The 19,202-nt window shown below is 75.2% G+C and carries 19 protein-coding genes; 12 read left to right on the plus strand and 7 right to left on the minus strand.

Annotated elements, in window-relative coordinates:
* Positions 1-11: 11 nt before the first annotated feature.
* From HKK73_RS12135 to HKK73_RS12150, 4 genes are all read left to right on the plus strand, one after another.
* Positions 12-1,262 carry a YncE family protein gene (locus tag HKK73_RS12135; RefSeq protein WP_171468095.1) on the plus strand — a complete coding sequence of 417 codons (1,251 nt, stop codon included), beginning with the start codon at positions 12-14 and terminating at the stop codon, positions 1,260-1,262.
* Entirely contained in the window at positions 1,259-2,476 is a 1,218-nt protein-coding gene (locus HKK73_RS12140; protein ID WP_171468096.1) for an amidohydrolase, read from the plus strand. The genes HKK73_RS12135 and HKK73_RS12140 overlap by 4 nt, the downstream gene beginning before the upstream one ends.
* Positions 2,477-2,604: 128 nt before the next feature.
* Complete coding sequence (locus tag HKK73_RS12145; RefSeq protein WP_021482782.1) at positions 2,605-3,012, plus strand: VOC family protein; 408 nt, start codon at positions 2,605-2,607, stop codon at positions 3,010-3,012.
* 45 nt (positions 3,013-3,057) lie between these two features.
* A complete protein-coding gene (locus HKK73_RS12150) occupies positions 3,058-3,993 on the plus strand; it encodes an NADP-dependent oxidoreductase (protein WP_171468097.1) in 936 nt (311 codons plus the stop codon).
* Between the two features lie 82 nt (positions 3,994-4,075).
* Here HKK73_RS12150 and HKK73_RS12155 read toward each other — a convergent pair whose 3' ends face one another.
* Positions 4,076-4,468, minus strand: a complete 393-nt coding sequence (locus tag HKK73_RS12155) for a cupin domain-containing protein (RefSeq protein ID WP_171468098.1) — start codon at positions 4,466-4,468, stop codon at positions 4,076-4,078.
* 112 nt (positions 4,469-4,580) lie between these two features.
* On the opposite strand from HKK73_RS12155, the gene HKK73_RS12160 reads away from it, so the two are divergent.
* Positions 4,581-5,759: an aminopeptidase P family protein gene (locus tag HKK73_RS12160; RefSeq protein WP_171468099.1), complete on the plus strand. Its 1,179-nt coding sequence runs from the start codon at positions 4,581-4,583 to the stop codon at positions 5,757-5,759.
* Between the two features lie 35 nt (positions 5,760-5,794).
* Here HKK73_RS12160 and HKK73_RS12165 read toward each other — a convergent pair whose 3' ends face one another.
* Complete coding sequence (locus HKK73_RS12165; protein ID WP_171468100.1) at positions 5,795-7,207, minus strand: MFS transporter; 1,413 nt, start codon at positions 7,205-7,207, stop codon at positions 5,795-5,797.
* Between the two features lie 27 nt (positions 7,208-7,234).
* Positions 7,235-8,308: a biotin synthase BioB gene (bioB, locus tag HKK73_RS12170; protein WP_171468101.1), complete on the minus strand. Its 1,074-nt coding sequence runs from the start codon at positions 8,306-8,308 to the stop codon at positions 7,235-7,237.
* Between the two features lie 219 nt (positions 8,309-8,527).
* Here bioB and HKK73_RS12175 point away from each other — a divergent pair, with 219 nt between their 5' ends.
* From HKK73_RS12175 to mqo, 4 genes are all read left to right on the plus strand, one after another.
* Positions 8,528-9,133, plus strand: a complete 606-nt coding sequence (locus HKK73_RS12175) for a TetR/AcrR family transcriptional regulator (protein ID WP_076405601.1) — start codon at positions 8,528-8,530, stop codon at positions 9,131-9,133.
* Positions 9,130-9,804 carry a pyridoxal 5'-phosphate synthase gene (locus HKK73_RS12180; protein WP_085387679.1) on the plus strand — a complete coding sequence of 225 codons (675 nt, stop codon included), beginning with the start codon at positions 9,130-9,132 and terminating at the stop codon, positions 9,802-9,804. The genes HKK73_RS12175 and HKK73_RS12180 overlap by 4 nt, the downstream gene beginning before the upstream one ends.
* The gene (locus tag HKK73_RS12185) at positions 9,795-10,730 is read left to right on the plus strand and encodes a maleylpyruvate isomerase family mycothiol-dependent enzyme (RefSeq protein ID WP_171468102.1); all 936 of its coding nucleotides are present in this window, start codon (positions 9,795-9,797) and stop codon (positions 10,728-10,730) included. The genes HKK73_RS12180 and HKK73_RS12185 overlap by 10 nt, the downstream gene beginning before the upstream one ends.
* 294 nt (positions 10,731-11,024) lie before the next feature.
* A complete protein-coding gene (gene mqo / locus HKK73_RS12190; RefSeq protein WP_171468103.1) occupies positions 11,025-12,545 on the plus strand; it encodes a malate dehydrogenase (quinone) in 1,521 nt (506 codons plus the stop codon).
* Between the two features lie 158 nt (positions 12,546-12,703).
* On the opposite strand, the gene HKK73_RS12195 is transcribed toward mqo, so the two are convergent.
* Complete coding sequence (locus HKK73_RS12195; protein WP_171468104.1) at positions 12,704-13,126, minus strand: hypothetical protein; 423 nt, start codon at positions 13,124-13,126, stop codon at positions 12,704-12,706.
* 90 nt (positions 13,127-13,216) lie between these two features.
* On the opposite strand from HKK73_RS12195, the gene HKK73_RS12200 reads away from it, so the two are divergent.
* Together HKK73_RS12200 and HKK73_RS12205 are read left to right on the plus strand one after the other, a co-directional pair.
* Complete coding sequence (locus tag HKK73_RS12200; RefSeq protein WP_021482731.1) at positions 13,217-14,170, plus strand: helix-turn-helix domain-containing protein; 954 nt, start codon at positions 13,217-13,219, stop codon at positions 14,168-14,170.
* 153 nt (positions 14,171-14,323) lie between these two features.
* Positions 14,324-15,433 carry an acyl-CoA desaturase gene (locus HKK73_RS12205; protein ID WP_034651111.1) on the plus strand — a complete coding sequence of 370 codons (1,110 nt, stop codon included), beginning with the start codon at positions 14,324-14,326 and terminating at the stop codon, positions 15,431-15,433.
* Positions 15,434-15,503: 70 nt separating this feature from the next.
* On the opposite strand, the gene HKK73_RS12210 is transcribed toward HKK73_RS12205, so the two are convergent.
* Positions 15,504-16,331 carry a siderophore-interacting protein gene (locus HKK73_RS12210; protein WP_253705631.1) on the minus strand — a complete coding sequence of 276 codons (828 nt, stop codon included), beginning with the start codon at positions 16,329-16,331 and terminating at the stop codon, positions 15,504-15,506.
* Between the two features lie 172 nt (positions 16,332-16,503).
* Between HKK73_RS12210 and HKK73_RS12215 the strand changes: the two genes are divergently transcribed.
* The gene (locus HKK73_RS12215; protein WP_086151137.1) at positions 16,504-16,722 is read left to right on the plus strand and encodes an SCO4848 family membrane protein; all 219 of its coding nucleotides are present in this window, start codon (positions 16,504-16,506) and stop codon (positions 16,720-16,722) included.
* A 58-nt stretch (positions 16,723-16,780) separates the two neighbouring features.
* Here HKK73_RS12215 and HKK73_RS12220 read toward each other — a convergent pair whose 3' ends face one another.
* Both HKK73_RS12220 and HKK73_RS12225 read right to left on the minus strand, forming a co-directional pair.
* Complete coding sequence (locus tag HKK73_RS12220) at positions 16,781-18,013, minus strand: MFS transporter (RefSeq protein WP_083711898.1); 1,233 nt, start codon at positions 18,011-18,013, stop codon at positions 16,781-16,783.
* Complete coding sequence (locus HKK73_RS12225; protein WP_083711899.1) at positions 18,010-19,011, minus strand: LysR family transcriptional regulator; 1,002 nt, start codon at positions 19,009-19,011, stop codon at positions 18,010-18,012. The genes HKK73_RS12220 and HKK73_RS12225 overlap by 4 nt, the downstream gene beginning before the upstream one ends.
* Positions 19,012-19,202 lie beyond the last annotated feature (191 nt).

Here is a 19,202-nt window from a genome sequence, read left to right on the forward strand (position 1 = left end):
ACTATTTGGCCATGGCTGCCCCTCCCCTCCCGTGCCGCACCGACCGGTCCGGGGACCGTCGGCCGCGCCGCGCGGCGGTGTGGGCCGCGGCGCTCGGCGTCGCCGTCCTCGCCGCGTGCACGCCCGGCGGGGCGGGCGACGACGCCACGCCCGACGCACCGCCGAGCCCGGCCGCCACCCCGCAGGCTCCGGCGACGACGCCCGCGGACGGGCCGACGACCCCCGCGCCCGACGCCGTCCCCGCCGTCGAGACCCCGCGGTTCCTGCTCGCGACCGAGGCGGAGTCCGACGGGCTCGCGGTCGTCGACCCGACGATCCGGGAGGGCAGCGCCGTCGTCGACCGCATCGAGGTGGGGGCCGCGCCGTGGGGCGTCGCCGTGCACGCCCCGACGATGCGCGCCTACGTGTCGACCGCCCAGGGCGTCGCCGTCGTGGACCTCGCGACGCGCGAGCGGGTCGACCTCCTCCCCTACCGGGACGCGCCCGCGCGCGTCGCGTTCGGCGAGTACCGCCGCGGCGGCATGGGCATCGCCGTCTCGCCCGACGGCGCCCGCGTCCACGTCGCCGTCCACCGCGGCGACTCGTCGACGCTCGAGACGATCGACGTCGCGTCGCGCGAGGTCGTCGCGAGCACGCCCGTGGGGCTGCGACCGTTCGACGTGCTCGTCGCCGCCGACGGCAGAGAGGTCTACACCGTCGACCACGACGCGTTCTCCGTGCACGTCGTCGACACCACGACGTTCGAGGCCCGGCGGATCGAGGTCGCGCCGTTCGGCACGGACGGCGGGCTCGCGTCGTTCGAGAAGCCGCACTACGCGGTGCTCGACGACGACGGCTCGCTCCTGCTGCCCTACCAGGGCCGCGTGCTGGTCCGCCTCGACCCGGCCACCGGCACGACGACGACCGTCGCCTCGGCGGCCGACAGCCACCAGCACGGCGTCGCCCGCGCGCCCGACGGCCGCGTCGTCGTCGTGGGCAACGGCCCGTTCGGCAACGCCACGGGCGGGCCGAACGTGACGGTGCTCGAACCGGCGACCGGCGCGGAGCAGGTCGCTCCGCTCACGCGCCGCCACGAGACCGTGACGACGTGGACCGACCCCGCGACGGGCCGCCCGAGCGCCGTGCTCGCCGGCGGGTACACGCAGGCCGAGGCGTGGGACGGCGCGACCGTCGTCGACCTCGGCACGCTCGACACGTACGAGATCCAGATCCCCGGACGGCCCCAGGTCGTCGTCCCGCTGCCGGAAGGACCCGCCGCATGACCACCGCCCGCACCCCCGAGACCGTCACCGTCCTGCGCGACGTCCGCCCCTGGGGCGGCGAGCCGGTCGACCTGCACGTCGCGGACGGCCGCATCGCCGCGGTGACGCCGCACGACCCGGCGGCGGGCATGGCGCCGGAGGCCGGCGTTGTCGACGGCCGCGGCCTGCTCGCGCTCCCGGGCCTCGTCAACGCCCACGCGCACGTCGACAAGAGCTGGTGGGGCCGGCCCTGGGTGAGCTACGGCGGCGAGGCGACGACGCAGGGCCGCATCGCGCACGAGCGCGCGCACCGCGACGAGCTCGGCATCCCGGGCGTCGACGTGACGCTCACGGTGCTGCGCGAGTTCGTGCGGCACGGCACGACGGCGATCCGCACCCACGTCGACGTCGACCTCGGCCTGGGGCTGCGCGGCATCGAGGTCGTGCGCGAGGCGCTCGCCGCGCTGGACGGCGCCGTGCACGCCGAGATCGTCGCGTTCCCGCAGGACGGCGTGCTGCGCCGGCCCGGGGTGCTCGACCTGCTCGACGCGGCCGCCGCCGCGGGCGCGAAGCACGTCGGCGGCCTCGACCCGGCGTCGATCGACCGCGACCCCGTCGGCCAGCTCGACGGGCTGTTCGCGATCGCCGAGCGGCGTGGCGTCGGGATCGACGTCCACCTCCACGACGGCGGGGACCTCGGCGCGTTCCAGGTCGAGCTCATGATCGACCGCACCCTGCGCGCCGGCCTCCAGGGGAAGGTCAACGTGGCGCACGGCTTCGCGGTGGGCGACGTCCCGGCGTCGCGCCAGGCGGACCTCGTCGCCGCGATGGGCGAGGCCGGCATCACCATGACCACGGTCGCGCCGATCGGTGCCGCTCCCCTGCCCGTGCACGCGCTGCGCGCGGCGGGCGTCGCCGTCGGGCTCGGCACGGACGGCATCCGCGACCTGTGGTCCCCCTACGGGACCGGCGACCTCCTCGCGCTGACGACCCAGCTCGCCCGCCTCTCGCGCTTCCGGTACGACGAGGAGCTCGTCACCGCCGCGCGCGTCGCGACGTCCGACGCCGCGCGCTTCGTCGGCCGCGACGTCCACGACCTCGTCGTCGGCGCACCCGCGGACGTGGTGCTCGTCGACGCGGAGAACGTGCCCGACGCCGTCGTGCGCGCCCCGCGCCGCGCGCTCGTCGTCGCCGGCGGCCGGGTCGTGGCCCGCGACGGCGACGTGCTCGTCTGACGTCGCGCCGAGGCAGGGCGGCGCCCGGTCGCGCCACCGCGCGGCCGGGCGATGAGTTCCCGGGCGGGCCGTCGTCTACCCCGACGACACCCGCACCGGGCGACCCGCCCGCCACACCGGAGGACCGCATGAGCACCCAGATCTTCGTCAACCTGCCCGTCCAGGACCTCGACGCCGCCAAGGCGTTCTACACCGCGCTGGGGTACACCGTGAACGAGCAGTTCACGGACGAGAACGCGTCCTCGATCGTCCTCAGCGACACGATCTACGTGATGCTCCTCACCGCGGAGTTCGCGCAGCGGTTCACGAACAAGGCGATCGCCGACGCGACCGCCACGACCGAGGTGATCAACGCCCTGAGCGTCGGCTCCCGCGCCGAGGTCGACCGGCTCGTCGACGCCGCGTTCGCCGCCGGCGCGACGGCGGTCAAGGACCCCCAGGAGGAGGGCGGTTTCATGTACTCGCGGAGCTTCGCCGACCTCGACGGGCACCAGTGGGAGGTCCTCCACATGGACCCCACCGCGTTCGAGGGCTGACCGCGCCGCGGGAATCCGTCGGGCGTCCGCGGGGTTGCCGCCCGTATGCGAGCCATCACCTACTCCCGCTACGGCGGCCCCGACGTCCTCGAGACGACCGACCTCCCGACCCCCAAGGTCGGCCCCGACTCCGTCCTCGTGCGCGTGCGCGCCGCGAGCGTGAACCCGGTGGACTGGAAGGTCCGGGAGGGGTACCTCGACCAGGTCATGGACGCCGTCTTCCCCGTCGTGCCCGGCTGGGACGTGGCGGGCGTCGTCGAGCGCGTGGGCCTGGACACCCCCGAGCTCCAGGTCGGCGACGAGGTGTACGGGTACGTGCGCAAGGACGTCGTGGGCGGCGAGGTCTCGGGCGGCACGTTCGCCGAGCTCGTCGCGGCGCCCGTCCGGACGCTCGCGCGCAAGCCGGCGGCGTGGTCGTTCGAGGAGGCGGCGGCCGTGCCCCTCGCCGGGCTGACGGCGTACCAGACCATCCGGCGCACCGGCCTCGCCGCGGGCCAGACGGTGCTCGTGCACGCCGCCGCCGGCGGCGTCGGGTCGTTCGCCGTCCAGATCGCGAAGGCGCTCGGGGCGCGCGTCCTCGGGACGGCGTCGGAGCGCAACCACGACTTCCTGCGGTCGCTCGGCGCGGAGCCGGTGACGTACGGCGACGGGCTCGCGGAGCGGGTCCGGGCGCTCGCGCCCGAGGGCGTGGACGTGGTCCTCGACTACGTGGGCGGCGACGCGCTCGACTCGGTCCCGCAGGTGCTGCGCGACGGCGGTACGGTCGCCTCGATCACGGACGCACGGGCCCGCGACGAGCTGGGCGGGCACTACGTGTGGGTGCGCCCCGACGCAGCCGACCTCACCGAGCTCGCGCGGCTCGGCGACGAGGGCCTGCTGCGCCCGGAGGTCGCCGAGGTCTTCGACCTCGCCGACGCCGCCGACGCGCACCGCGCGAGCCAGTCCGGGCACGTGCGCGGCAAGGTCGTCGTGCGGGTCTGACCCTCCGAGACCGGCCCGGGCGGCGCCCGATCGACCCGCGGCGGGCCGGTCCGGCACGTCCGGGCCGGTCGGGCTCCGACCGTCAGGCGGTCGGCGGTTCGCCCGGCAGCTCCCGCAGCGGCGACGTCAGGTCGCCGCCCGCGTCGCCCGTGTTGACCGTCCCCTGCCGCTCGACGAGCACCGCGGAGGTCTCGACGGCGGCACGCGGCCGGTGCTCGACGCCCCGCGGCACCACGAACAGGTCGTGCGGGCCCAGCACGATCGCCCGCTCGGCGCCGCCGTCGCGCAGGTCGATCGTCAGCTCGCCGTCGAGCACGAGGAACAGCTCGTCGGTCTCGGGGTGGGTGTGCCAGACGAACTCGCCCAGCACCTTCACCACCTTGACGTCGGCGTCGTTGAGGCTCGCCACGCGGTGCGGCTGCCAGTGCCCGTCGAACGTGTCGAGGGCGGCGAGGAGGTTGCGCACGTCGGTCATGCGAGCAGCCTGCCACTCCCGGACCCGGCCCGGCCGCCCGAGCGGACCCGCGGAGGACCGACGTCGGGCCGCTCGGGTCGATCTCCGCGGCGAGCGGTGCCACGCTGGGCTCATGTCGAGCACCGATGCCGCACGTCCGGGGGCCGCGTTCGGTCCCGAGGTCTACGCCGCGCGTCGCGAGCGCGCCGCCGCGCACGCGCGCGAGGCCGGCCTCACGGGGCTGCTCGTCTCGCCCGGCCCCGACCTCGCGTACTTCACCGGGTACACGCCGCCGGAGACGGAGCGGCTGACGCTGCTCGCGATCCCCGCCGAGGGGACCGGGACGACCGGCGGGGCGTCCGTCGTCGTGCCGCTGCTGGAGCGGGGCGACCTGGCCTCCGCCCCGGGCGCGGAGGGCCTCGACGTCGTGACGTGGCGCGACGGCGACGACGAGCACGACGCCGCGGCGCGACTCCTCGCCGCGGACGGCAACTACGCCGTCTCGGACGCCACGTGGGCGCTGCACGTGCTCGGGCTCCAGCGCGCGCTGCCCGGCGCCCGCCTCACCGCGTTCTCCGACGCCGTCCCGACGCTGCGGGCCGTCAAGGACGCCGCGGAGGTGGAGCGCCTCGCCGCGGCGGGCGCGGCCGCCGACGCCGCGTTCGCGGACGTCCTGGGCGTCGCGTTCGCGGGCCGGCGCGAGCGGGACGTCGCGGCCGACCTCGACCGGTTCCTGCGCGAGCACGGGCACGAGCAGGTCGACTTCACGCTCGTGTGCTCCGGCCCGAACGGCGCCGACCCCCACCACGACGCGAGCGACCGCGTCATCGAGCCCGGCGACCTCGTCGTGCTCGACTTCGGCGGGCTGCGCGACGGGTACGGGTCGGACACCTCACGGACGGTGCTCGTCGCGGGCGGCACGGACGACGCCCTCGCGGACCAGCAGCGCGAGGTCTACGACGTCGTCCGGCGCGCGCAGCAGGCCGGGGTCGACGCGGTGCGCCCGGGCGCGACGTGCCAGGACGTCGACCGCGCCGCGCGCGCCGTCATCGTCGACGCGGGCTACGGCGAGCAGTTCGTGCACCGCACCGGCCACGGCATCGGCACGACGACGCACGAGCCGCCGTACATGGTGGAGGGCGAGGACCGCCCGATCGAGCCCGGCATGTGCTTCTCCGTCGAGCCGGGCGTGTACCTGCCCGGCCGCTTCGGCGTCCGGATCGAGGACATCGTCGTCGCGTTCCCGCCGGACGTGCCCGACGGCGCACGCCGCCTCAACTCCTCGACCCACGACCTGCAGACGGTGCGCTAGCTGCGCGGCACGACGGGCTCGGACCGGCCCCCGACTCAGCCGCTCTCGGCCTGTCCGGCGACGGCGGCGCGCACACGGTCGTTGCGGATGCCGACCCAGCTGAGCACGCCGCCGAGGACGAGCAGACCCGCCGTGACGAGGAGCGAGCGGTGGAAGCCGTCGAGGTCGAGCACGCCGCCGACGATCACCCCCGCGAACGCGATGACGACCAGCCCCGCGACGCGCGACACCGCGTTGTTCACCGCGGAGCCGATGCCGGCGTCGGCCGCGGGGATCGAGCCGAGGATCGCCGACGTCAGCGGCGCGACCGTCATCGCGAGGCCCAGGCCGAAGAGCACGAGACCCGGCAGGACCTGGGTGACGTAGACGGCGTCGTCGGTCGTGGTGAGCAGGAGCAGGTAGCCGGCCCCGCCGACGATCGGGCCGAGCGTCATGAACAGGCGCGGGCCGTAGCGGCCCGCGAGCGCCCCGAACCGCGTCGACAGGGCGAGGAGCACGAGCGTGACGGGGAGCTGGGCGAGCCCGGCGGCGGTCGCGCTGTACCCGCCGACCTGCTGGAGGAAGAGCGTGACGACGAACCCGCCGAAGTACAGCGCGCCGTAGATCGCCGCGGTCGCGAGGTTGCCCCACGCGAAGTTGCGCACCCGGAACAGGCGCGGCGGCAGCATCGGGTCCGGGGCGCGGCGCTCCCACCCCACGAACGCGGCGAGGCACACGACCCCCACGGCGAACGGCCCCCACACCACGGGGCTCGCCCACCCGAAGCGGCCCTGCTCGATGAGCGCGAACACCGTGCCCGCGAGCCCGACGGCGGCGAGCGTCGCCCCGAGCGTGTCGATGCGCCGTCGCCCACCCGGGCCCGCCGCGGCGCCCGGCTCCTCCGCCGCGGACCGGGGCACGCCGCGCAGCAGCCACAGCGTGACGGCGACGGGGAGCACGTTGATCCAGAAGACCCAGCGCCACGAGATCGCGTCGATGAGGATGCCGCCGAGCAGCGGCCCGACGAGCGACGCGGTGCTGGTCCACGCGGTCCAGGAGCCGATCGCGCGGGCCTGCCGCTCGCCGTCGAACGTGGAGATGATCATGGCGAGCGAGCTGGGCACGAGCAGGGCGCCCGCGACGCCCTGGAGGCCGCGCGCGACGACGAGGACGAGGCCGTCGGGCGCGAGCGCGCACGCGACCGACGTCACGGCGAACCCGACGAGCCCGATCGCCATGATGCGGCGGCGCCCGTGGACGTCCGACAGCGACCCGGCCAGGAGGATGAGCGCGCCGAGCGTGATCATGTACGCGTCGACGACCCACTGCTGCAGCGCGAGACCGGTGACCGGCCCGGTGGTGAGCTCGGCGGAGATCGCGGGCAGCGCGACGTTGACCACCGAGCCGTCCAGGAACGACACGAACGACGCGAGGACCGCGACCACCAGCACCCGCTGCTGCACCGTCACGCCCTCACGCTACGACGGTCGCGGCGATCAGGCGTTGGGAGCGACGTCCGTCCCCGCCCCGCGGCGGCGCGGCACGACGCGCGACGGCGCCGTCCGCCCGGCGGGTCCGGGCACCTCCTCGACCTCGAGGCCGGCGTCCGCGATCATCGCGAGGTCCGCGGCGGCGTCCTGCCCCTCCGCCGTGAGGTAGTCGCCAAGGAACAGCGAGCTGGCGAGGTGCAGGGCGAGCGGCTGGAGGGCTCGCAGGTGGAGCTCCCGCCCGGCGCCCAGGCGCAGCTCGGCCCGGGGCAGCGCGAACCGCGCGGCGGCGAGGATCCGCAGGCACCGTTGCGGCGTGAGCTCGTGCCGGCCGGCGAGCGGCGTCCCCTCGAAGGGCACGAGGAAGCTGATCGGGACGGAGTCCGGGTCGAGCGCCCGCAGCTCCAGGAGCACGTCGACCAGCTGCTCGGGGGTCTCCCCCGCCCCCGCGATGAGCCCCGAGCAGGCCGACAGCCCGGCGCCCTGGACGCGCCGGACGGTCGCGACGCGGTCCGCGTGCTCGTGGGTCGTGCAGATCTCGGGGTAGGCGTCCTCCGACGCGTTGAGGTTGTGGTTGTAGGCGGAGGCGCCCGCGTCGCGCAGGCGCTCGGCCTGGCCGTCGGACAGCAGCCCGAGGCACGCGCAGACCTCGACGCCGGGGTGCTCCTCGACGATCCGGGAGACGACCCCGCAGACGCGGGTCACGTCGCGCTCCGTGGGGCCGCGCCCGCTCGCCACGAGGCACACGCGCGACGCCCCGGCGTCGATGCCCGCGCGCGCCGCACCGAGCGCCTCGGGCGCCCGGAGCCACGTGTACCGCAGGATCTCCGCCGCGGACCCGAGGCGTTGGGAGCAGTACGTGCAGTCCTCGGGGCACAGCCCGGACTTGAGGTTGACGAGGTAGGCGAGCTTCACGCGCCGGCCGAACCACCGGCGTCGGACCCGGGCGGCGGCCGCGACGACGTCCAGGAGGTCGTCGTCGTCGGTCGCGAGGACGGCGAGGAGGCTGTCCGCAGAGGGCACCTCCTCGCGCGTCGTGGCGGTGACGAGGTCGTCGAGCAGCGCGGCGAGGTCCTGGTCCATGGGTCGATCGTGGCGACGCGCGCCGCACAGGCCCGTGCACGATCTCTCCAGCGTCCGGCCGCACGGACGGGAGAGCCCGACGACGCGTTGGTGACGGTCCACAAGGCGGGTGCGGCCCGACCGTCGCGATCCTGCAGGCGCGGGACGTGCCGCCCGGACCGTGGGGCGGACGACAGACCATACCTAGCGGTAGGTATGATCGCCCGCTAGGCTCGGACCATGCCGTCCGACACGCGACCCGAGCCACGCGCGGAGGCGCCCGGCTCGAACCGGGACCGCCTCGTCGCCGCCGCGCAGGAACTGTTCTGGGCCCAGGGCGTCGGCGCGACGAGCCCACGCCAGGTCCTCGCCGCGAGCGGCGTCGGGCAGGGCAGCCTCTACCACCACTTCCCCACCAAGCACGACCTCGCCGCCGCGGCCGTGCACGCCACGACGACCGCGGGCCTCGACGCCGCACGCCGCGACCTCGGCGCGCAGGGCTCCGCCGTCGAGCGCCTCGTCCGCTATCTCGAACGCCCGCGGCCCGCGCTCGCCGGCTGCAAGGTCGGGCGCCTCGTGAGCGACCAGGCCGTCATGGACGACGCCGCGCTCGCCGCGGAGGTGCGCGCCTACTTCCGCGGGCTCGTCGACCTGGCCGCCGCCGTCCTCGTCGAGGGCGGGCTGCCCGACGACGCGGCGCGCGACCGCGCGCACGCCGCCGTCGCCGTCGTGCAGGGCGGGTACGTCCTCGCGCGCGCCCTCGACGACCCGGACGCGATGTCTGCCGCCGCGCGCGGCTTCGTCGCCCTGCTCGACCCGCTCCCGACCACCTCGGAGGACGCATGACCGACGCCGACCGCCCGTCCCTGCGCGAGCGCCTGCGCGCCCTGCCCGTCTTCGGCCCCGACCTCCCCGGTCTCGACGTCGACGCCGCACCCGACGACCCGGGCACGCTCTTCGTCCGCTGGCTCGACGACGCGATCGACGCCGGGCTGCCCGCACCGCACGCCGCCACCCTCTCGACCGCCGACGCGAGCGGCCGCGTGGACGCGCGGACGCTCATCCTCAAGGACGTCGACGGCGACGGGTGGGTCTTCGCGACGCGCGCCGACTCCCCCAAGGGCGTCGCGCTCGCGCAGAACCCGAACGCCGCCCTGACGTTCTTCTGGCGCGAGCACGGTCGGCAGGTCCGCGTGCGGGGGCCCGTCGTGCCGCTGGACGCCGAGACGTCCGCCGCCGACTTCCTGGACCGGTCCGACTTCTCCCGCGCGACCGCCCTCGCCGGGTCGCAGAGCGCCCCGCTCGCGTCCCGCGCCGCCTACCGCGAGGCGTGGGACGCCGCCCTCGACCGCGTACGGGCGGAGCCCGGGCTCGTCCTCGACGCCTGGACCGCGTACGCGCTCGAGCCGACGAGCGTGGAGTTCTGGGCGTCGTCGGGCGCGGGCCAGACCCGCCTGCGCTACACCGCGGCGTCCGGCGCGCCGACCACCTGGACGAAGGAGCTGCTGTGGCCCTGACCGACGCCCCCGCCCTCACCCCGCCCGACGTCGAGGAGGTCCGGCGCGACGCGCGCGCCGCCCTCGACGCGGTGACCGACGCGGCGCGCGGGCTCGACGCCGCCAGGCTCGACGCGCCGTCGGCACTGCCCGGGTGGTCGCGCAGCCACGTGCTCGCGCACGTCACCGCCATCGGCGAGGCCATGGCGCGCCAGGCCGAGTTCGCCGCGCGCGGCGAGCTCGTCGAGGTGTACGACGGCGGCGCGGCCGGGCGCGAGGACGGCATCCGGACGGGCGCGCTGCGCTCGGTCGCGCAGCACGTCGCGGCGCTCCACGCGCTGGCCGACCGCCTCGACGCCGCGTGGCCCGCCGCCGGGTCCGCCGGGTGGTCCGCGCCGGTGACGTACCGCGACGGCACGGTCGCGGACGCGCTCGTGGCCTGGTGGCGCGAGGTGCGGATCCACGCGGTCGACCTCGACGCGGGCGTCGGCCTCGACTCCTGGCCTCCCGCGCTCGGGCTGCACCTCCTCGACTTCCTCGGGGTCCGGCTCGCGGACGACGTCGTGGTCGAGCTCGACGGGGAACCAGGAGACCTCGTCGTGGGCGCCGGCGGCGTCCACGTCGGGCGGGGCGTTCTCCGCGTCGGACCGGGCGCCCTTCGCGTCGGACCGGGCGGCCTCCGCGTCGGACCGGGCGGCCTCCGCGTGGCTGCCGGACCTGAGCCCGCGGCCGAAGCCGAACCCACGCCCGGGGCCGCAGCCACGCCCGGCCGGGGTGCCGTCGTCGTCCACGGCCGCCTCACCGACGTCGCCGCCTGGCTCGCGGGCCGCACCCCCGGCGCCGAGCCCACCGCCCGCCTCGCGGGTGAGCCCGTGAGCCTTCCCGAGATCGGCCCGTGGCCGTCCCCGTACTCCCCGCCGCGGGAGAACTCCACCCCCGCGAGGTAGAGCCCCGGTCGGCCCAGGTAGAGGCATGGTCGGCTCGTGCACGCAGACCACGGCTCTACCTCGCGAGACCACGGCTCTACCTCGCGAGACCACGGCTCTACCTCGCAGGAGGACGGCTCGGGACCCGTGCTCTCCCTCGCGAGATCGTGGTGCGACCCGGGCGAACGCGGCCGGATCGCGCGGTACGCGACGTCCGACCTGCCCGGCTCGGGACCGAGGTCCCGCGAAAGTGTGACGCACGCCCGTGACGCACCGCACAGTTAGTGCACTCTTTCACAAGCGTAGGATCGACATGTGTCGAGTCGAGCGAGCAACCCCGCAAGCAGCGCAGACCAGATCGACGTAGCCCTCATCGGCGGTGGCATCATGAGCGCCACGCTCGGGGCACTCCTGAAGGTCTTGGAGCCCACCTGGACGGTGCGCATCTACGAGCGCCTGGACGCCGTGGCGCAGGAGTCGTCGAACCCGTGGAACAACGCCGGGACGGGTCATGCCGCCCTGTGCGAGCTGAACTACACGCCGGAGAAGCCGGACGGCTCGATCGACATCACCAAGGCGGTGAAGATCAACGAGCAGTTCGAGGTGTCGCGCGAGTTCTGGCACCACCTGCTCACGACGGGCGCGCTGCCGCAGCCCGCGAGCTTCATCTCCCGCACCCCCCACATGACCTTCGTGCGCGGCGCGGAGAACGTCGACTACCTGCGTCGCCGCTTCGAGACGCTGCGCCGCCACCCGCTGTTCAGCGAGCTCGAGTTCACGGACGACCCGGCGGTCATCGCCGAGTGGGCCCCGCTCCTGGTCGCCGAGCGCGACGGTGACGAGCCGGTCGCGGCGACGCGCGCGACGAGCGGGACGGACGTCGACTTCGGCGCCCTCACCGAGCAGCTCGTCGACTACCTCGTCTCGGAGGGCACGCAGCTCTACCTCGAGCACGAGGTGAAGAACCTCAAGAAGACGAAGGACGGCCGCTGGCGCCTGACGGTCAAGGACCGCTCGTGGAACGCCCCGAAGCGCCGCTCGACGGTCGAGGCCCGGTTCGTGTTCGTCGGCGCCGGCGGCGGCGCGCTGCCGCTCCTCCAGGCGGCCGGCGTCCCGGAGGCGAAGGGCTACGGCGGCTTCCCGATCAGCGGCGAGTTCCTCCGCACGGACGACCCGGCGCTCGTGGCCCAGCACCAGGCGAAGGTCTACGGCAAGGCCGACGTCGGTTCGCCGCCCATGTCGGTCCCGCACCTGGACACGCGCGTCGTCGACGGCAAGACGTACCTGATGTTCGGCCCCTACGCCGGGTTCAGCCCCAAGTACCTCAAGAAGGGCAAGTACCTCGGGCTGTTCACGTCGCTGCGCCTGCACAACCTCGGCTCGATGGTCGGCGCGGGCCTGAAGAACCTCGACCTCACCCAGTACCTGGTCGGCCAGCTCCTCGCGAGCCCGGAGACCAAGTTCACCGCGCTCCAGGGCTTCATGCCGACGGCGCACCCCAAGCACTGGGAGACGATCACGGCGGGCCAGCGCGTCCAGGTGATCAAGAAGGACAAGGACGGCAAGGGCGTCCTCGAGTTCGGCACCGAGGTCATCGCGGCGGCCGACGGCTCGATCGCCGGCCTGCTCGGCGCCTCGCCGGGCGCCTCGACGGCCGTCCCGGCGATGATCGACCTGCTCGAGCGCTGCTTCCCCGCCCGCTTCACCAAGTGGCGCCCGGAGCTCGCGACGATGATCCCGAGCCTCGGCCACGCCCCGTGGGAGGCGCACGAGCTCGAGGGCCTCGACCAGCTCACGGGCGACGCGGACGTCGACGCGGTCGGCTCGCGCGCCTGACGCGAGCGACACCGCTCCCCCGCGAACGGCCCGGACCTCCACGAGGTCCGGGCCGTTCGTGCGTCCGAGGACGCCGCGCGCGTCGAGCAGCACGCGACGGCTCGGCACGAGGCTCAGGACGCGGCAGCTCAGCGTGCGGGGGCTCAGCGTGCGGGGGCTCAGCGCGCGAGCGGCGTGCCCCGGGTCCCCGGCCGCCGCGGCGCGACGGGCACGTTCGCCCCGGGGCGCCCGCCCGGCACGGCAGGAGCGGCGCGCACGCCGTCGCGCACGGCCGGGTTCGGCACGACGCGCCGCAGCACGAGCTCGGCCGCGACCTCGTGCGGGTCGACGACGGCGGCCGGCTCGGCCGGGCGCGACGCCGCGGCGCGCAGGTCGGCGTCCAGCCGCTGCGCGTCGCGGTCCCAGCGCTCGCCGTGCACCGACCGGTCCCCGCGCGCGTCCCACGCGGCGCCGTCGGGCCACGCGCCGTCGGACCCGGCGGGGAACCACGGACGGGCCGGGTCCTCGCGGCGGACCGCGAGGGCCGCGACCGTCGGGCCGACGACGAGGAGAAGAGCCACCACACCCCAGAAGATGTCCATGGCTCCACCCTCGCGGCGCACGAGCCGCGCCACGAGTGGCAGCACTGACACCTCTCGACAAGATCCTGCCAGCGGCGTAGCGTGCCGAGCATGGTGCGATCCGTCGCGGCCGTCGTGTGCGACGGCCTGGCCCCGTTCGAGTTCGGCGTCGTGTGCGAGGTCTTCGGCCTCGACCGCAGCGACGACGGCGTCCCGTCGTTCGACTTCCGCGTGTGCGGCCCGGTCGCGGGCCGTCCTGTCCGCACGTCGGTGGGCGCGCACGTCGTGCCCGACCACGACCTCTCCGCGACGGACGACGCGGACCTGGTCGTCGTGCCGGCGATCCGCATCGGGACCGACTACCCGCCCGAGGTGCTCGACGCCGTCCGCCGCGCGTCCGACCGCGGCGCCCTGCTGCTCAGCGTGTGCTCGGGCGTGTTCGTGCTCGCGGCCGCGGGCGTCATCGAGGGACGGCGGGTGACGACGCACTGGATGCACGCCGACGAGCTGCGCCGTCGTTACCCGAGCCTCGACATCGACCCCGACGTGCTCTTCGTCGACGACGGCAACCTCATCACGAGCGCCGGCACGGCGGCGGGGATCGACGCGTGCCTGCACCTCGTGCGCCGCGAGCTCGGGGCGCGGGTGGCGAACACGATCGCCCGGCGCATGGTCGTGCCGCCCCAGCGCGACGGCGGGCAGCGCCAGTTCATCGAGCGCCCGGTGCCCGAGTGCGAGGAGGACTCGTTCGGGGAGCTGCTGGAGTGGATGACCGACCACCTCGACGAGCCGCTCACCGTGCGCGACCTCGCCCGCCGGGCCCACACCTCCGAGCGCACCTTCGCGCGCGCGTTCGTCGCGCAGACCGGCACGACCCCGCTCGCGTGGCTGACGTCGCAACGCGTCGCGCACGCGCAGTCGCTGCTCGAGGAGTCCTCGCTGGACCTGGAGGAGGTCGCGCGCCGCAGCGGTTTCGGGTCGGCCGCGCTCCTGCGCCACCACTTCCGGCGGGCGGTCGGGATCACGCCGACGGAGTACCGCCAGACCTTCCGGTTCGCCGCCTGACCCCTCCGGAGGAGGTGTCGCTCCTTCGCGACTCCTTCACCCGGCCCCCTCGCGCGCGCAACCTACGGTCCCGTAGGGTGGGGTCATCTGCACGACGAGCACCTGCTCACCTCCGCGGCTGGGAAGTCGACACCGACACCCCTGCGAGGACACATGACCTCTGCCGCAGTGCGCCCGGGCTTCCGGGCCACCCGCCCTCGGACCGACGAGCCCGGTGCCGTCACCAGCACCTACAGCGCGCTGTCGCGCACGGTGCGCGACGCGGGCCTGCTCCACCGCACGCACGCCTACTACCTGTGGACCCTCGGGGTCCTCACGCTCGCGCTCGGCGGCGCTGTCGCCGGGTTCGTCCTCCTGGGCGACTCGTGGTTCCAGCTCCTCGTCGCCGGGGCGCTCGGCCTGATCCTCACCCAGTTCGCGTTCGTCGCGCACGAGGCGTCGCACCGGCAGGTCTTCGCGTCCGGCCCGGCGAACGACCGCCTCGGGAAGGTGCTGGCCAACGGCGTCGTCGGCATCAGCCACTCGTGGTGGATGAACAAGCACACGCGCCACCACGCGAACCCGAACCGCCGCGGCAAGGACCCGGACATCGCGCCCGACGTCGTCGTGTTCCTCGAGGAGGACGCGGAGGTCGCGAAGGGCTTCCGGGCGGTCATCAACCGCTACCAGGGCTGGCTGTTCTTCCCGCTCCTCACGCTCGAGGGCGTGAACCTGCACGTGCAGGCGTTCCGCTCGCTCCTCGCCGGCGGCCGCGCGCGCGGCGACGTCCGCACGCGCGTCATCGAGATCGTCACCATCACGCTGCGCCTGTCGCTCTACGTCGGGGCGGTCGTCTGGTTCCTGCCGCTCGGCCTCGCGGCCGCCTTCCTGGGCGTCCAGCTCGCCGTCTTCGGCGTCTACATGGGGGCGTCGTTCGCCCCCAACCACAAGGGCATGGCGATCATCCCCGCCGACAGCAAGATCGACTTCCTGTCCAAGCAGGTCCTCACCTCGCGGAACATCCGCGGCGGCTGGTGGATGAACATCCTCATGGGCGGGCTCAACTTCCAGATCGAGCACCACCTGTTCCCGAGCATGCCGCGGCCGCACCTCGCGCGGGCCCGCGAGATCGTGCGCGAGCACTGCGCGCACCTCGGCCTGCCGTACACGGAGACGAGCCTCGTGCAGTCCTACGCGATCGTCGTCCGGTACCTCAACCGCGTCGGGCTCTCGGCGCGCGACCCGTTCGACTGCCCGATGTTCCGCCAGCTCCGCCGGGTCTGACCGACCCTCCCCCTGCTGCACGACGACCCGCCGCACGACGCCCCGCGCCCGACGACGCGCGCGGGGCGCGTCAGGCGGACGCCGCGTGCCCGTGGCGCCAGTACCCGACGAAGTCGACGTGCGCCTTCGGCACGCCCCGGTCGTTGACCAGGTGGCGACGCACGCCCGTGGCGAGCGCCGACTCCCCGACCGCGTACGCGTAGCCGGGGCCGGCAGGCAGGTCGGCCGACCGTACGGCGTCGAGCGCGAGACGACCCGGCAGCAGGTCGTGGTCGCCGCCGCCCGCGGGCCGTGCGCCGTCGCGCGCCAGCCAGCGCAGCTCGACGCCCGCGGGCACGCGGAACTCCTGGGCGTCCGCCGCCTCGGGGACCTCGACCACCGCGAGGCCGCGCGCGTCGTCGGGCAGGGACTCGCAGATCCCCGCGACCGCGGGCAGCCCGGTCTCGTCGGCGACGAGGAGCGTCCAGTCGTGCGGGACGCGCGGGTGGTAGCCGATCCCCTGGTCGAGCAGGCCCACGCGGTCCCCCGGCTCGGCGGACAGCGCGAACGAGGACGCGGGCCCCGCGTCGCCGTGCACGACGAAGTCCACGTCCAGCTCGCGCAGGTCCGGGCGCACGGCCCGCACGGTGTAGTTCCGCACCCACGGCCGGCGCGCCTTGGGCGTGGCGAGGTACTGGACGTACCAGAGGCCCGACGCGCGGGTCGGCAGCCGCAGCGCGTCCTGGTCCTCCCGCGGGAGGAAGAGCCGGAACCACTGGTCGAACCCCAGCGGGGTGAAGAGGTCCAGCTCGTCTCCCCCGAGCGTGACCCGCACGACGTTCGGACTGACCCGCTCGCGCCCGACGACGCTCAGCGTGACGACGTGCGCGTCCTGGGGCTTGACGGTCTTGACGGACACCGGCTGCTCCTCGTGCGACGCCCGGCTCCCCGGGCGGAACGGCGGCCCCGCGAGCGCGTCGACCACGAGAGAGGTTAGCCTCACCTCACGCCCGCGTCGATGTGCTGGATCCCACACCCTGCCCGCGGCCGCCCCGCCCGAGGCGCCCGACGCCTCCTGGCATGCTCGGGACGTGGAGATCCCCGTCGTCTGGTCCGTGGTCCTGCTCGTCACGGCTGCCTGGAACCTGCTCATCTGGCCGCGCTTCCTCCAGCGCATCGCCAAGGACCCCCGCTCGCGCGACGCCGACGGCCGCGCGACGCGCTTCCTCACCGTGCACGTCGTGCTCATCGCCGTCTCGCTCGTGCTCGCCCTCGCCGTCGGGGTGCTGGGCGTCCTCACGCTCGTCTGAGCCGGGCCGGCGCGCGGCCCGGCCCGACGCCCCACCCCGCACCCGAGCGCGGCCCGGACTAGCGACGTCGGACGAGGTTCGCGAGCGGTGAGTGCCGCGGCACCCACCGCGCGAGCGCGGCCGCCGAGCCGGCGCCGAGCGCCGCCGTCGCCCAGACGCCCGCGGCGAGCGACCCCAGCGCCGCACCGGCCGACAGCACGAGCGGGCCGAGTGCGTCGCCGGTGTCCTGGAACAGGCGCCACACGCTGAGGAAGGTCGGGCGCACGTCCGCGGGCGCGACGTCGGCACCGAGCGTCATGACGATGCCCGAGCCCATGCCGTTCCCGACCCCGAGCACCGCCGCGACGACCGCGAGCGCGGGGGCGGTGTGCGCGAGCGGCAGCACCGCGAGACCGACGGCCATCGTGAGCATGGACGGCACGGCGACCCACAGGCGCCCGAACCGGTCCATGACCTTGCCCGCCGGGTAGAAGAGCAGCATGTCGAGCGCGCCGGAGACGCCGAAGATCAGCGACGTCACCTCGGCGTCCAGCCCCAGGTGCTCGCCCCACAGGGGGATGACGGTCTGCCGGGCCCCGCGGACGGCGCTGACCAGGAGGATCGCCACGCCGAGCGTCGCGAACAGGTGGCGGTGGTCGCGCGCCACGCGGGCGATGCCGACCCGCGGCACGGCCCGCGCGCCGCGCAGCCGCGCACGCCCGGCCTCCGCGGGGTCCGGCCGCACGACGGCGAGCACCACCACCGCGGTGAGGGCGGCGCCCGTCCCGAGCCAGTAGGCGCCGCGCACGTCGGTCGCGGCGATGACCGCCGCGCCCGCGAACGGGCCGAGGAACAGCCCGATCCGGTGCACGCCCGCGAGCGTCGACAGGACGCGCGCCCGGCGCAGCGGGGGCGTGATCTCGGTGAGGTACGCCTGGCGGGCGAGGTTGAAGACGGCGGTCGACGCACCGAGCGCGAGGACCCCCGCCGCGAGGCCCCACAGACTGGGGGTGAGCGCGATCGTCGCGAAGGCGACCGCCGCGACGCCCCCGGCGAGCAGCATGGCCGCACGGTCGCCGAGGCGCTGGGCGAGCGCCCCGGCGGGCAGGTCGAAGAGGATCTTGCCGATCGGCACGAGCGCGGCGACGAGCCCGGCGACCGTGAGGCTCGCGCCCCGGCCCGTGGCCGTGACGGCGACGACCGGCAGCATGGCCCCCACGCCGATCTCGAGGACGAGCGTGGGCAGGAACGCGCCGAGGACGACGCTGCGCAGCGGGAAGAGCGGTGCGTCGGTGCCCGCGCGGGCGGTCACCGGGCCTCAGCCACGGCCTCGACGGCAGGGCTCGGCACCTCGACGGCAGGGCTCGGCGCTTCGACGCCCGCGCGCAGCGCGGCCGCGTCGGGCCGGGAGACGTCGACGCCGCGGCACGCGGGGGCGTCCGCGAGGAGCTCCAGGAGCTGCGGCGCGGCCGAGGCGCCGCGGTCCCAGCGCCCCGTGACGACGGAGACGACCCAGCTCGGCGCACCGCCCTCCGGCAGCGCGAGCGTGACGAGGCGCTCGGCCTCCGGCTTGCCCGCGACGTGGCGCGGCACGAGCGCGATGCCGAGCCCCCGGTCGACGAGCTCGAGGAGCGTGTGCACGTCGTTGACCGAGCACCGCACGCGCCGGTGGACGCCGTGCGCGGCGCACGTCGCGTCGTTGACCGGCCGCGCGCCCCACGAGGGGTCGAAGTCGACGAACTCCTGGCCCGAGAGGTCGGACCACTCGACCCGGCCCCTCCCGGCGAGCGGGTGCTCGGGCGCGCACACGAGCACGAGCGGCTCGCTGCCCAGGACCGTCTGGGACAGCGGCCCCAGGTGCTCGGTGGTCGCGACGAACGCGACGTCGAGGTCGCCCTCGCGGACGCGCGCGAGGAGGTCGTGCGAGCCCGCCTGCGCGAAGTGGATCTCCACCTGCGGGTAGCGGCGGTGGAAGCGCTCGAGCAGGGCGGTCACGTCGAGGACGCCGAGGCACTGCTCCGAGCCGACGCGCAGCGAGCCGGACAGCGCGCGCGTGGCCCGGACGACCGCGTCGCGGGCGGCGGCAGCCTGCGCGAGCATGGAGCGTGCGTACGGGAGCAGCGCGAGACCGGCCTCGGTGGGCTCGACGCGCCGCGTCGTGCGCGTGAACAGGCTCGCGCCGAGCTCCTCCTCCAGGCTGCGGACCGCGGCGGAGAGCCCCGACTGCGAGACTCCGACGAGCTGGGCGGCGCGGGTGAACTGGCGTTCGTCCGCGAGCGCGACGAGGTACTCCATCTGACGAAGATCCATTGACCACTCACAGTTCTCTATTTGACAAACACTAGTTGTTGGACTTCTAGGTTATCGCTTCCTAGGCTCGAGCCGTCGCTGCCGACCGGCCTCGCTCGGGTCGTCCGGCACCCCGCCCGCGGGCGGACGACGCCCTTCCTACCCCCGACCCGTGGGAACGACCCCTCTGCAGCGGCGCACTCTCGGATCCC

This window comes from Cellulosimicrobium sp. 72-3, assembly GCF_013127315.1.
In the GTDB taxonomy this organism is placed as follows: Bacteria; Actinomycetota; Actinomycetes; order Actinomycetales; family Cellulomonadaceae; genus Cellulosimicrobium; species Cellulosimicrobium funkei.

What these genes read in the sequence shown, in the direction of transcription:
- HKK73_RS12135 (WP_171468095.1), top strand. Translation starts at nt 12, where the DNA reads ATGGCTGCCCCTCCCCTCCCGTGCCGCACCGACCGGTCCGGGGACCGT.
- HKK73_RS12140 (WP_171468096.1), top strand. Translation starts at nt 1,259, where the DNA reads ATGACCACCGCCCGCACCCCCGAGACCGTCACCGTCCTGCGCGACGTC.
- HKK73_RS12145 (WP_021482782.1), top strand. Translation starts at nt 2,605, where the DNA reads ATGAGCACCCAGATCTTCGTCAACCTGCCCGTCCAGGACCTCGACGCC.
- HKK73_RS12150 (WP_171468097.1), top strand. Translation starts at nt 3,058, where the DNA reads ATGCGAGCCATCACCTACTCCCGCTACGGCGGCCCCGACGTCCTCGAG.
- HKK73_RS12155 (WP_171468098.1), bottom strand. Translation starts at nt 4,468, where the DNA reads ATGACCGACGTGCGCAACCTCCTCGCCGCCCTCGACACGTTCGACGGG.
- HKK73_RS12160 (WP_171468099.1), top strand. Translation starts at nt 4,581, where the DNA reads ATGTCGAGCACCGATGCCGCACGTCCGGGGGCCGCGTTCGGTCCCGAG.
- bioB (WP_171468101.1), bottom strand. Translation starts at nt 8,308, where the DNA reads ATGGACCAGGACCTCGCCGCGCTGCTCGACGACCTCGTCACCGCCACG.
- HKK73_RS12175 (WP_076405601.1), top strand. Translation starts at nt 8,528, where the DNA reads ATGCCGTCCGACACGCGACCCGAGCCACGCGCGGAGGCGCCCGGCTCG.
- HKK73_RS12180 (WP_085387679.1), top strand. Translation starts at nt 9,130, where the DNA reads ATGACCGACGCCGACCGCCCGTCCCTGCGCGAGCGCCTGCGCGCCCTG.
- HKK73_RS12195 (WP_171468104.1), bottom strand. Translation starts at nt 13,126, where the DNA reads ATGGACATCTTCTGGGGTGTGGTGGCTCTTCTCCTCGTCGTCGGCCCG.
- HKK73_RS12200 (WP_021482731.1), top strand. Translation starts at nt 13,217, where the DNA reads ATGGTGCGATCCGTCGCGGCCGTCGTGTGCGACGGCCTGGCCCCGTTC.
- HKK73_RS12205 (WP_034651111.1), top strand. Translation starts at nt 14,324, where the DNA reads ATGACCTCTGCCGCAGTGCGCCCGGGCTTCCGGGCCACCCGCCCTCGG.
- HKK73_RS12225 (WP_083711899.1), bottom strand. Translation starts at nt 19,011, where the DNA reads ATGGATCTTCGTCAGATGGAGTACCTCGTCGCGCTCGCGGACGAACGC.